This is a genomic window from Rhizobium sp. UBA1881, from assembly GCF_002338015.1.
Lineage (GTDB): Bacteria > Pseudomonadota > Alphaproteobacteria > Rhizobiales > Rhizobiaceae > Rhizobium.
Genome location: NZ_DDHH01000061.1, coordinates 1 through 10,671 on the forward strand (window position 1 = coordinate 1; position 10,671 = coordinate 10,671).

A 10,671-nucleotide genomic window follows, 5' to 3' on the forward strand; every position below is an offset into this window, starting at 1 on the left:
CATCGTCGACACCTACGGCGGTGCGGCTCCGCACGGCGGCGGCGCATTCTCCGGCAAGGACACGACCAAGGTCGACCGTTCGGCAGCCTACGCCGCCCGCTACCTCGCCAAGAACGTCGTGGCAGCTGGCCTTTCCGAGAAGTGCACCATCCAGATCTCCTACGCCATCGGCGTTGCCCAGCCGCTGTCGATCTATGTCGACCTGCACGGCACCGGCAACAAGGTGACGGAAGACCAGGTCGAAGCGGCAATCCGCAAGACCATGGACCTGTCGCCGACCGGCATTCGTCGTCACCTCGACCTCAACAAGCCGATCTACGCCAAGACCTCCGCATACGGCCACTTCGGCCGCAAGGCTGGCCGTGACGGCTCGTTCTCCTGGGAGAAGACCGACCTGGTGAAGCCGCTCAAGGAAGCGATCAAGGCTTAATACGATGACTGACATGGAACGTCGCGGACGCGCGACCGAGGCTTTCTTCGGTCGCCGCAAGGGTAAGGCACTTCGCGGACAACAGGCGGAGAAGCTCAGCACCCTCTTGCCGGCGTTCATCATCGACCTCTCGGCGGCTCCCCCGGAGCCGCTGAGCACGCTCTTTCCCGTCGAGACCAACCGGCTGCGTCTGGAGATCGGCTTCGGCGGCGGCGAGCATCTGATCCACCGCGCGATCGAGACCCCTTCCACCGGCTTCATTGGCGTCGAGCCCTTCATCAATTCGATGCAGAAGCTGCTTGCCAGCGTCGACAATGCCGGCGCCCGCAACGTCCGCGTCTACAACGACGATGCGACACAGCTGCTCGACTGGCTGCCGGACGCATCGATCGACCAGATCGACCTGCTCTATCCCGATCCCTGGCCGAAGCGGAAGCACTGGAAACGCCGCTTCGTCTCCAAGACCAATCTCGACCGCTTTCACCGCGTGCTGAAGCCCGGCGGCCTGTTCTGCTTCGCCTCCGACATCGACACCTACGTGAACTGGACGCTCTTGAAGTGCCGCGACCACGGCGGCTTCGACTGGCAGGCCAGCAACGCGGCAGACTGGCTGACGCCCTACGAGGGCTGGCCGAGCACGCGCTACGAGGCCAAGGCTAGGCGCGAAGGACGCTCATCCGCCTATCTGACGTTCAAGCGCGTCTGATCAATCAAGCGAGGTCAGCGAATGGCATCCTACCTGACCGACCTTCGCAAACTCATCGGCAATCGCCTCATCCTGCTTCCCGCCGTCGCCGCCGTCATCCGTGACGAGGCGGGCCGCCTGCTGCTGCAGGAAAAATCATCCGGAGAAGCATGGAGCCTGCCCGCCGGCGCGATCGAGCCGGGCGAGACGCCGCAGGAAGCCATTATCCGTGAAGTCATGGAAGAGACCGGGCTTGTCGTCACATCGACCAGCATTCTCGGCGTCTTCGGCGGACACGAATTCAGATATGTTTATCCGAATGGCGATCAGGTCGAGTATGTCGTGACGCTGTTCAAGTGCCGTGTTGGCGACAGCAGCGGCGTATGGACGGACAGCGAGACCAAATCCATCCGGTACTTCACACAAAACGACATGCCGCAGCTGGCGCTGCCTTATCCGATGTCCATGCTGTTTGGCCAAGGCTGAGCATCGGCTTAGGCCGGTAGCGTCAATCAATATCCAGCAAGATAGCGCCCTCTTCCCATTCCGGCACCTTGCTCGCGATCATACCGTCCGGCCCGACCGCAAGCGTGCAGCCGCAGCTCATCCAGCCATCTCCCCTGTCGCCGACGACATCGGAGGAGATGACCCAGCAGCCCGTGCGGACCGCGCAGGCGCGAAGGCTCTCTATCGCGGGCTCGCGCCATTGATCCACCTTGTGCTCCCGGATCATCATGTTGAGCGGGGCGCAGACGACGGAGGCGCCGTTTGCCACGATGGCATCGGAGAATGCCGGATCACGAAAGTCGCTGCAGATATTGATGCCGAAGCCGCGACCGGCTCTTCGCCAGACGGGAAATGCATCGCCGGGCGTGCAGCCATCTTCCAGCGGGTTCGCCTTGGCGTATACGCCCGCGACGGTGCCGTTCTCGATCAGCATGGCGCTGTTGTAGACCAGATCACCGCGACGCTCGACGAAGCCGACGATCGCCGCTGTCCTGATGGAACGGAGCGGTTCGAGCAGCTTTTGCAGCGCCGGATCATCGACGCTAAGCGAGCGCCGCTCGTTGATCGCGCGGTCGTAGCTGTGGCCCTGGAGGTAGCATTCGGGAAAGATGGCGAGATCGACGCCTTGGCTATCGGCCCATGTCAGCTCGCGTGAGATCACGCCCGCCGCCTTCTCAGCGTCATCGAAAATGGGGGAACGCTGGAAGGACGCTATTCGCATGAGATGGGGCGTAGCATGAGTCGCCCCTCAAAAACAAAACAACGGCGCTCCGGGGAACGCCGTCTGTTTTTATGCTGACCCGCCTTTAGTGCAGGCTGACCGTCTTCAACTCGTCTTCAGCGGCCTTGAAGAAGGTGCTGGAGCGGTTGTCCGTGAGGAGGATCGGGGTTCCGTCCGCGCCGAAGAGCGCCCAGAGATCGACGTTCGGATCGATATCGGGAGCTTCCGGAAAACACCGGGGAACATCCTCGGAGCGGATTTTCCTGATATAGGCGACCTCGCCGTTGCCGATGCCGGCAAGCTCGGTCTTGGTCAGGTGCGAATTGGCTTCTTTCATCAACATTCCTGTACCTCCAGAGAGAAGGGACCAACGGTGCGATTTGCGCCGTTGTCCTACTGTGGGACCGAAATGTTAATTTTCTTCACCATACGCGACGGCTCCGGGCGAATGAGATCCACCGACAGAAGGCCGTTCTTGAGGCCCGCGCCGAGAACCTGCATGCCATCCGCCAGCACGAAGGTGCGCTGGAATTGCCTGGCGGCGATGCCGCGATAGAGATATTCGCGCTCGCCCTGCTCGACCTGGCGGCCGCGGATGACCAGCTGGTTTTCCTCGACCGAGATGTCGAGTTCCTCCTCGCTGAAGCCGGCGACGGCAAGCGTGATACGCAGGCGCTCAGGATCATCGGTGATGCGGTCGGCGGCAAGGCGCTCGATGTTATAGGGGGGATATCCGTCACTCGCCTTGGAAATCCGCTCCAGCGTCTTTTCCATGGCGTCGAAACCCAGCAACAGCGGGCTGGCGAAAGGCGTCATACGGCTCATCAGCGTTCCAAGTCCTTGATGCAAGCGACCCTTCCGGACCTGAAGACAGCATCCGGATGTTGCTAATATGGGAACGAATGCTGTCATTCGCAAGACAGGGCGCGAGACAGGGAAGCAAGACCTGCGGTCCCGACAGCACGCGATTGCACCGCCTTGACAAAGCTTGCTGCGCCTCGCATCAAATCCTGCCCCGCGCCGGCTGTGCCGATTTGCGGCGGGAAGATAAACAGATGGTGCATGCATCGATACAGGCACCGGGAGGATGGGACGAACGGAATGGCAAACCCGAGAAAGATCATTATCGACACCGACCCAGGTCAGGACGATGCGGCCGCGATCATGCTGGCCTTCGGCAGCCCCGAGGAACTGGAACTGCTCGGCATCACCACCGTCGCCGGCAACGTGCCGCTCTCCTATACCAGCCGCAATGCGCGCATCGTCTGCGAGCTCTGCGGCAAGACCGACACCAAGGTTTTCGCCGGCGCCGACAAGCCGATCGCCCGCCCGCTCGTCACCGCCGAGCATGTGCACGGCAAGACCGGCCTCGACGGTCCCGAACTCGACGAGCCGACCATGCCTTTGCAGGCGGGACACGCCGTCGACTTCATCATCGAGACGCTGCGCAACGAGCCTGAAGGCACTGTGACGCTCTGCACGCTCGGACCGCTGACCAATGTCGGCCTCGCCTTCCAGAAGGCGCCAGATATCATCGGCCGCGTGCGCGAGCTCGTCATGATGGGCGGCGGCTATTCCGAGGGCGGCAACATCACGCCGGCGGCCGAATTCAACATCTACGTCGATCCCGAGGCCGCCGACATCGTGTTCCGCTCCGGCGTGCCGATCGTGATGATGCCGCTCGACGTGACGCACAAGCTCTTGACGCTGAAATCGCGCGTCAAGCGCATGGCCGAGATCGGCACGCGGCCGGCGATCGCGATGGTCGAGATGCTGGAGTTCTTCGAGCGCTTCGATATCGAGAAATACGGCTCGGACGGCGGTCCGCTGCACGACCCGACGGTCGTTGCCTATCTGCTGAAGCCGGAGCTGTTCAAGGGACGGGTCTGCAACGTCGAGATCGAGGTGAAGTCGGAGCTGACCGTCGGCATGACCGTGGTCGACTGGTGGCACGTGACCGACCGCAAGCGCAACGCAACCGTGATGCGCGATGTCGATGCGGACGGCTTCTTCGATCTCCTGATCGAACGCTTCGCCCGCATCTGAGCAAGATGATTTGCCGCAACTGGCGGCAAGGTCTTCCGTGCTGTAGGATATCAGGGACTGACGAGGACGCAGATGAGCCAAGACGTACTCTTCGACCACGAAAACCCTGTGACCGTTCACGACATTCTGTGGGCATGGAGCCGCGGCCTCATGTCCACGAAGCGTGCCATCGCGTCGCTTCATCTCGATGACGAGATGGAGCTGTACGAAGTCGCCAACGACAACGATATCCCCTATCCCGGAACGCCTTCGCAGCGCGACCTCGATATGGCGGACGCTTTCATCGCCGCCATCACCGACGCCGCATGACGAAGCTTTCTCCGGTCACTCTGGTCATCGATAAAAAACTCGAACCGAACTCACGCCGCTGACACAGTCGGTATGCCTGCTCTGGTCTCGTGATGGGGTGCCCCGCAAAATGAAAACAACCGGGGCTTTTGGCACCCGGTTGCTGATTATCTAACACTCTTAGAAGCTGGCCCGATCGGATCAGGCGTCCTTCTGGTCGAAGACCGAGTTGGTTTCGGCTTCGACGATCTTCGGGCCGCCCTTGGCGACGCCGACCATGGCCGGGCGCAATACGCGTTCGCCGATGGAATAGCCGGCCTGGACGACCTGGACGACGGTGTTGTTGGGCACGTCGGGGTTCGGCACTTCGAACATCGCCTGGTGGAAGTTAGGGTCGAACTTCTGGCCGACCGGCTCCAGCTTGCGCACGCCGTGGCGCTCCAGCGTCGACAGCATCGAGCGCTCGGTCATCTCGACACCTTCGATCAGCGTCGTCAGGCCGGCATCGGCGCCAGCGCGGGCCTCTTCCGGGATGGCGTCGAGCGCGCGGCGCAGGTTGTCGGAGACAGCCAGCATATCGCGGGCGAAGCCGGCCGCGGAATAGGACTTGGCGTCCTTGACTTCGCGCTCGGTGCGGCGACGCAGATTGTCCATGTCTGCGGCGAGGCGCAGATAGCGGTCGCGCAGCTCGGCATTCTCAGCCTTCAGCAGCTCGATCGGATCGGGCTCGGCTGCGGTCTCGTTCTCGACGTTTGCGGCGGCGTCGGCTGCGGCTTCTTCCGCGGCTGCGTCAGGTCCGTTCTTCGTCGTCTCGTCAGTCATGACGTTCTCCGGTCATTGGTGGCTTTTGGATGTGCCCGATATCGAACTTTGAACATCAAAAATCAAGTCTGCGTGACGAAGAAGGTCGCAAACGCAGGCATGTTCGGCCCGTGACGACCGCATATGAAAGCGACAGCGAGGCGTCAGCCACATGTCATTCTTACTTTCGCAAAACCTAATACGGTGCCACACTCATCTCTCAACCTGGGAGGTGCTGAGATGGCCGACGAAAACGTCTATGTCGGGAAATGCTTTTGCGGTGCCGTGGAACTGACCGTGACCGGCACGCCTGTCGCGATGGGCTATTGCCATTGTCGCTCCTGCCAGCACTGGTCGGCCGGGCCGATCAACACCTTCACGCTGTGGCAGCCGCAGGCGGTTCGGGTCACCAAGGGTGGCGAGCATGTCGAGAGCTTCCAGAAGACCGATTACAGCGTGCGCAAATTCTGCGACACCTGCGGCGGGCATCTCTATAGCGAGCATCCGCTCTGGGGCGTGACCGATGTCTATGCGCCCGTTATCCCCGATCTCGATTACAAGCCGACCATGCATGTAAACTACGAGGACACCATCCTGCACGTGAAGGACGGGTTGCCGAAGTTCAAGGACATGCCTTCGGAGATGGGCGGCTCCGGCGTGCAGCTGCCGGAATAGCGCTATTTGGACGGGCGCGAGAGCCTTGCCATGAGCTGGGCGGTATAATCGACCATCGGCACGATGCGCGAATAGTTGAGCCGCGTCGGGCCGATGACGCCGACGGCGCCGACGATGCGGTCGTCCTCGTCGCGATAGGGCGCGACGATCAGCGAGGAGCCGGAGAGCGAGAAGAGCTTGTTTTCCGAACCTATGAAGATGCGCACGCCGGGGCCGCTTTCGGCCAGATTGAGCAGCTCCAGCAGGCTGTCCTTCTTCTCGAGATCATCGAACAGCATGCGCAGGCGATCGAGATCATCAGGATTGCCCAGCCCCTCCAGGAGATTGGCGCGGCCGCGGATGATGAGCTGCGCCGGCTTGCCTTCGTCCGCACTACCGGACCAGACGGCGATGCCGCGCTCCACCAGATCTTGCGAGAGCGCGTCGAGTTCGTGGCGCACATCGGCCTTCAAGCGACCGAGCTGGCTGCGCAGTTCGGGCAGCGTCTGGCCGGTCATGTGGGCGTTGAGGAAATTGGCGGCCTCGGTGAGCTGCGAGGAGGTGACGCCGGCGGGCAGCTCGATAATGCGGTTTTCGACCTGATCGTGATCGCCGACGAGAACGGCCAGCGCCTTGGTGGGCTCCAGGCGGATGAACTCGACGTGCTTGAGCACGGGATCGCTCTTGGAGGTGATGACGAGACCAGCGCCGCGCGACATGCCCGACAGCATGCGGCTTGCCTCGTTCATCATCGCTTCCATCGGGCCGTCGCGGCTTTCCGCCCGCACCTGCCGGTCGATATTGGCGCGGTCCTCGGCGGAGAGATCGCCGACCTGCATGAAGGCATCGACGAAGAAGCGCAGGCCCACCTGCGTGGGCAGACGGCCGGCGCTGACATGCGGGGAATAGACGAGGCCGAGCTCTTCCAGATCGCTCATGACATTGCGCACCGAGGCCGGCGACAGCGACATGGGCAGGATGCGCGAAAGATTGCGCGAGCCCAGCGGCTCGCCCGTCTCCAGATAGCCCTCGACGATGCGACGGAAGATTTCCTTGGAGCGTTCGTCCAGCGCGGCAACGGCATCCGAAATCGTCGACGACCTGAATTCCATTAAGCCCTGCGCACCCATGCTGATAATGATACCGCAAAATATAGCCAATCTCCCCGTGCGCGCAAAAGGGAATTTGCAAATGCGCGCCGCCAATCGTAGAAGCGGTCAACAACAGACCCGCACATAGGATGAAGCCTGGGATCGCGCCCGCGTTCCCGGTCCCGTGCACCGAGGAGAATTAGGATGCGGCCATCAGGCAGAAAAACCGACCAGATGCGCAAGGTCACCTTCGAGCGCAACTTTTCCAAGCACGCCGAAGGCTCCTGTCTGGTGAAATTCGGCGACACGCATGTGCTCTGCACCGCGAGCCTTGAAGAAAAGACTCCACCGTGGCTGCGCAACACCGGCAAGGGCTGGGTCACCGCCGAATACGGCATGCTGCCGCGCGCCACCGGCGACCGCATGAAGCGCGAAGCCGCCGCCGGCAAGCAGGGTGGCCGCACCCAGGAAATCCAGCGCCTGATCGGCCGCTCGCTGCGCGCCGTGGTCGACCTCAAGGAACTCGGCGAACGCCAGATCACGCTCGACTGCGACGTGATCCAGGCCGATGGCGGCACCCGCACGGCATCCATCACCGGCGCTTGGATCGCGCTCTACGACTGCCTGAAGTGGATGGAAAGCCGCAACATGATCAAGGTCGAGCGGGTCCTGAAGGACCACGTCGCCGCGATCTCCTGCGGCGTCTTCGCCAGCCAGCCTGTTATCGATCTCGACTACCTCGAGGACTCGTCCGCCGAGACCGATGCGAACTTCGTGATGACGGGTTCGGGCGGGATCGTCGAGATCCAGGGCACGGCCGAGGGCACGCCGTTCAGCGAGGAAGAATTCGGCGCGCTGATGGCGCTTGCCAAGAACGGCATTGCCGAGCTGGTGGAGATGCAGAAGGCGGCGATTGCCTGAGGGTTTGCCAAGGACAGCTGAGAGGCTGTAGCAAGCAAGACCCCTCCCCAACCCTCCCCACAAGGGGGAGGGCTTAACCCGGCCTAGCCCTCGACGCCCAATTGGGGCAAGCGGGCGCGCCCAGCGGTTCTCCCCCCTTGTGGGGGAGATGGCCGGCAGGCCAGAGAGGGTCTTTGGCGCCCCGGAGAATGACAGCATGATCGACGGCATTCTTGAAACCGCGCTTTATGTCGACGACCTCGATGCCGCCGAGCGCTTCTACGGCGATGTTCTCGGCCTCGAGAAGGTTCTGCGCCATGACAACCGGCACGTCTTCTTTCGCTGCGGCCCGGGCATCCTTCTGGTCTTCAACCGCCAGGAAACCATCAAGCCGCCCTCTTCCGATGCGCTGCCGGTTCCGCCGCATGGCACGACGGGCGCGGGGCACGCCTGTTTCCGGATGAGTGCGGAAGCGATTGACTTGATCGCGGAAAAGCTCAACAAAGCGGGCGTTTCCATCGAAAGCGATTTCTGCTGGCCGAACGGGGCGCGATCGATCTATTTCCGCGATCCTGACGGCAACAGCCTGGAATGCGCCGAACCCAAACTTTGGAATCTTTGAAGGACCGCTCATGCGCAAGCTCGATACCCGCACCATCGTCGTTGCCAGTCACAATGCCGGCAAGATACGCGAGATCGCCGACCTGATCGGTCCTTTCGGCTTTTCGGCGAAATCGGCAGCCGAACTGAAATTCGACGAGCCGGATGAGACCGGCACGACCTTCGAGGAAAACGCGGCGATCAAGGCGCTGGCTTCCGCCAAGGCATCGGGCCTGCCGTCGCTCTCCGACGACAGCGGCCTTGTGATCGACGCTCTCGGCGGCGCGCCTGGCGTCTACACTGCCAACTGGGCGGAGACGGCCGACGGCACGCGCGATTTCGCCATGGCGATGCAGAAGGTCGAGACGGCTCTTCAGGAAAAGAGCGCCACCACGCCGGAGCAGCGCACGGCGCGCTTCGTCAGCGTGCTCTGCCTGGCATGGCCGGATGGGCACACCGAAATGTTCCGCGGCGAAGTCGAAGGCTTCGTCGCCTGGCCGCCGCGCGGCACCGAGGGCTTCGGCTACGACCCGGTCTTTCAGCCCGAGGGCTACGACACCACATTCGGCGAGATGAGCGCGGAAGAAAAGCACGGATGGAAGCCCGGCGACGCTGCCGCCCTCTCGCATCGCGCCCGTGCCTTCAAGATCTTCGTCGAAACCTGCCTGGACGCATAAGACCCGAATCGTGGACACTTTGGAACAGCCTAACCTGACGCGCTATGCATCTCTTTTGCCCGATACCGGCGAGCCCGGCTTCGGCGTCTACGTGCATTGGCCGTTCTGTGCCGCCAAGTGCCCCTATTGCGACTTCAACAGCCATGTGCGCCACCAGCCTGTGGACCAGGAGCGCTTCACCGCCGCCTTCCTGAAGGAGATGGCGGCGATGCGGCAGCTGAGCGGCCCGAAGACGGTGACCAGCGTCTTCTTGGGCGGCGGCACGCCGTCGCTGATGAACCCATCGACCGTCTCGGCCATTCTCGACGGCATCGCCAAGGAATGGCACATGCCCGATGGCATCGAGATCACCATGGAGGCCAACCCCTCCAGCGTCGAGGCCGAGCGTTTTCGCGGCTACCGCGCCGCCGGCGTCAACCGCGTGTCGCTTGGCGTGCAGGCGCTGAACGACCGCGACCTCAAGTTTCTCGGACGTCTGCACGATGTTGAGGATGCGCTGAAGGCGATCAAGCTGGCGCGCGACATTTTTCCGCGCATGTCGTTCGACCTGATCTATGCGCGGCCGAAACAGACCGTAGAGGAATGGGAACGGGAGCTGCGCGAAGCGATCTCTTACGCCGTCGACCATCTGTCGCTCTACCAGCTGACGATCGAGGAGGGCACGCCCTTCTTCGGGCTGCACAAGATGGGCAAGCTCGTCGTGCCCGACGACGACCAGTCGGCGCTGCTCTACGAGGCGACGCAGGACATCACCGCCGCCGAGGGCATGCCCGCCTACGAGGTCTCCAACCACGCCCGCCCGGGTGCCGAGAGCCGCCACAATCTCACCTACTGGCGCTACGGCGACTATGCAGGCATTGGACCCGGCGCGCATGGACGGCTGACGCGCGGCCCCATCAAGCTCGCCACCGCCACCGAGCGCAAGCCGGAAGCCTGGCTGGAGCTCGTGGAGCGCGACGGCCACGGCGTGCTCGACCAGGAACAGCTCGGCTATGACGAACAGGCCGACGAACTGCTCCTGATGGGGCTCCGCCTCACCGAAGGCGTCGACCTCGCCCGCTGGCAGCAGCTCTCGGGCCGCGATCCCGACCCGAAGCGCGAAGAGTTTTTACTGGAACACGGGTTTATCGAGCGCATCGGCAACTCGCGTATCCGCTGCACGCCATCGGGGATGCTGATTTTGGATTCGGTGGTGGCTGATCTGGCTTGTTGATTTTTGGGGTGGGTTCAGGCGGTTAGCTTGTGCTGTGAGGCCCCCTCATCCGCCTGCC

At 62.6% G+C, this 10,671-nt stretch carries 15 protein-coding genes; 10 read left to right on the forward strand and 5 right to left on the reverse strand.

Going from position 1 to position 10,671, the window contains the following annotated elements; genetic code table 11:
• From B3605_RS07265 to B3605_RS07275, 3 genes are all read left to right on the forward strand, one after another.
• Positions 1 to 430: methionine adenosyltransferase domain-containing protein (locus B3605_RS07265; RefSeq protein WP_296433457.1), on the forward strand; the 430-nt coding region annotated here is incomplete at its 5' end.
• A gap of 4 nt (positions 431 to 434) precedes the next feature.
• On the forward strand, positions 435 to 1,136 hold the full coding sequence (gene trmB / locus B3605_RS07270; RefSeq protein ID WP_026282941.1) for a tRNA (guanine(46)-N(7))-methyltransferase TrmB: 702 nt from the start codon (positions 435 to 437) through the stop codon (positions 1,134 to 1,136).
• Positions 1,137 to 1,157: 21 nt separating this feature from the next.
• Positions 1,158 to 1,601, forward strand: a complete 444-nt coding sequence (locus B3605_RS07275; protein WP_112943822.1) for an NUDIX domain-containing protein — start codon at positions 1,158 to 1,160, stop codon at positions 1,599 to 1,601.
• 22 nt (positions 1,602 to 1,623) lie between these two features.
• On the opposite strand, the gene B3605_RS07280 is transcribed toward B3605_RS07275, so the two are convergent.
• The 3 genes from B3605_RS07280 to B3605_RS07290 all read right to left on the reverse strand — a co-directional run bounded on the left by B3605_RS07280 (position 1,624) and on the right by B3605_RS07290 (position 3,168).
• Positions 1,624 to 2,343 (reverse strand): carbon-nitrogen hydrolase family protein, encoded by a 720-nt coding sequence (locus tag B3605_RS07280; protein ID WP_112943821.1) that lies wholly within the window; start codon positions 2,341 to 2,343, stop codon positions 1,624 to 1,626.
• An 85-nt stretch (positions 2,344 to 2,428) separates the two neighbouring features.
• Positions 2,429 to 2,686, reverse strand: a complete 258-nt coding sequence (locus tag B3605_RS07285) for a DUF1150 family protein (protein ID WP_018898177.1) — start codon at positions 2,684 to 2,686, stop codon at positions 2,429 to 2,431.
• Between the two features lie 50 nt (positions 2,687 to 2,736).
• Positions 2,737 to 3,168 carry an Hsp20 family protein gene (locus B3605_RS07290; RefSeq protein WP_047507035.1) on the reverse strand — a complete coding sequence of 144 codons (432 nt, stop codon included), beginning with the start codon at positions 3,166 to 3,168 and terminating at the stop codon, positions 2,737 to 2,739.
• A gap of 276 nt (positions 3,169 to 3,444) precedes the next feature.
• Here B3605_RS07290 and B3605_RS07295 point away from each other — a divergent pair, with 276 nt between their 5' ends.
• Together B3605_RS07295 and B3605_RS07300 are read left to right on the forward strand one after the other, a co-directional pair.
• The gene (locus tag B3605_RS07295; protein WP_112943820.1) at positions 3,445 to 4,389 is read left to right on the forward strand and encodes a nucleoside hydrolase; all 945 of its coding nucleotides are present in this window, start codon (positions 3,445 to 3,447) and stop codon (positions 4,387 to 4,389) included.
• A 72-nt stretch (positions 4,390 to 4,461) separates the two neighbouring features.
• Positions 4,462 to 4,698, forward strand: coding sequence for a hypothetical protein (locus B3605_RS07300; RefSeq protein ID WP_112943819.1), 237 nt, complete (start codon positions 4,462 to 4,464; stop codon positions 4,696 to 4,698).
• A 180-nt stretch (positions 4,699 to 4,878) separates the two neighbouring features.
• Here the strand turns inward: B3605_RS07300 and grpE are convergent, their stop codons facing one another.
• Positions 4,879 to 5,499: a nucleotide exchange factor GrpE gene (gene grpE / locus B3605_RS07305; protein ID WP_018898174.1), complete on the reverse strand. Its 621-nt coding sequence runs from the start codon at positions 5,497 to 5,499 to the stop codon at positions 4,879 to 4,881.
• Between the two features lie 219 nt (positions 5,500 to 5,718).
• Between grpE and B3605_RS07310 the strand changes: the two genes are divergently transcribed.
• Positions 5,719 to 6,153, forward strand: coding sequence for a GFA family protein (locus B3605_RS07310; protein ID WP_111561566.1), 435 nt, complete (start codon positions 5,719 to 5,721; stop codon positions 6,151 to 6,153).
• A 2-nt stretch (positions 6,154 to 6,155) separates the two neighbouring features.
• On the opposite strand, the gene hrcA is transcribed toward B3605_RS07310, so the two are convergent.
• Positions 6,156 to 7,244 carry a heat-inducible transcriptional repressor HrcA gene (gene hrcA, locus B3605_RS07315; RefSeq protein WP_018898172.1) on the reverse strand — a complete coding sequence of 363 codons (1,089 nt, stop codon included), beginning with the start codon at positions 7,242 to 7,244 and terminating at the stop codon, positions 6,156 to 6,158.
• A gap of 183 nt (positions 7,245 to 7,427) precedes the next feature.
• On the opposite strand from hrcA, the gene rph reads away from it, so the two are divergent.
• The 4 genes from rph to hemW all read left to right on the forward strand — a co-directional run bounded on the left by rph (position 7,428) and on the right by hemW (position 10,613).
• Positions 7,428 to 8,144 carry a ribonuclease PH gene (rph, locus tag B3605_RS07320; protein ID WP_018898171.1) on the forward strand — a complete coding sequence of 239 codons (717 nt, stop codon included), beginning with the start codon at positions 7,428 to 7,430 and terminating at the stop codon, positions 8,142 to 8,144.
• 196 nt (positions 8,145 to 8,340) lie between these two features.
• A complete protein-coding gene (locus B3605_RS07325; RefSeq protein WP_112943818.1) occupies positions 8,341 to 8,745 on the forward strand; it encodes a VOC family protein in 405 nt (134 codons plus the stop codon).
• A gap of 10 nt (positions 8,746 to 8,755) precedes the next feature.
• Complete coding sequence (gene rdgB, locus B3605_RS07330; RefSeq protein ID WP_112943817.1) at positions 8,756 to 9,400, forward strand: RdgB/HAM1 family non-canonical purine NTP pyrophosphatase; 645 nt, start codon at positions 8,756 to 8,758, stop codon at positions 9,398 to 9,400.
• A gap of 10 nt (positions 9,401 to 9,410) precedes the next feature.
• Positions 9,411 to 10,613: a radical SAM family heme chaperone HemW gene (gene hemW, locus B3605_RS07335; RefSeq protein WP_047507020.1), complete on the forward strand. Its 1,203-nt coding sequence runs from the start codon at positions 9,411 to 9,413 to the stop codon at positions 10,611 to 10,613.
• Positions 10,614 to 10,671: the final 58 nt, after the last annotated feature.

Bases quoted from the DNA above. Each gene is read 5' to 3' on its own strand.
- B3605_RS07325 (WP_112943818.1), top strand. From the start codon at position 8,341: ATGATCGACGGCATTCTTGAAACCGCGCTTTATGTCGACGACCTCGAT.
- B3605_RS07295 (WP_112943820.1), top strand. From the start codon at position 3,445: ATGGCAAACCCGAGAAAGATCATTATCGACACCGACCCAGGTCAGGAC.
- grpE (WP_018898174.1), bottom strand. From the start codon at position 5,499: ATGACTGACGAGACGACGAAGAACGGACCTGACGCAGCCGCGGAAGAA.
- B3605_RS07310 (WP_111561566.1), top strand. From the start codon at position 5,719: ATGGCCGACGAAAACGTCTATGTCGGGAAATGCTTTTGCGGTGCCGTG.
- rph (WP_018898171.1), top strand. From the start codon at position 7,428: ATGCGGCCATCAGGCAGAAAAACCGACCAGATGCGCAAGGTCACCTTC.
- trmB (WP_026282941.1), top strand. From the start codon at position 435: ATGACTGACATGGAACGTCGCGGACGCGCGACCGAGGCTTTCTTCGGT.
- B3605_RS07275 (WP_112943822.1), top strand. From the start codon at position 1,158: ATGGCATCCTACCTGACCGACCTTCGCAAACTCATCGGCAATCGCCTC.
- B3605_RS07285 (WP_018898177.1), bottom strand. From the start codon at position 2,686: ATGTTGATGAAAGAAGCCAATTCGCACCTGACCAAGACCGAGCTTGCC.
- B3605_RS07280 (WP_112943821.1), bottom strand. From the start codon at position 2,343: ATGCGAATAGCGTCCTTCCAGCGTTCCCCCATTTTCGATGACGCTGAG.
- hrcA (WP_018898172.1), bottom strand. From the start codon at position 7,244: ATGGAATTCAGGTCGTCGACGATTTCGGATGCCGTTGCCGCGCTGGAC.
- rdgB (WP_112943817.1), top strand. From the start codon at position 8,756: ATGCGCAAGCTCGATACCCGCACCATCGTCGTTGCCAGTCACAATGCC.
- B3605_RS07300 (WP_112943819.1), top strand. From the start codon at position 4,462: ATGAGCCAAGACGTACTCTTCGACCACGAAAACCCTGTGACCGTTCAC.
- B3605_RS07290 (WP_047507035.1), bottom strand. From the start codon at position 3,168: ATGAGCCGTATGACGCCTTTCGCCAGCCCGCTGTTGCTGGGTTTCGAC.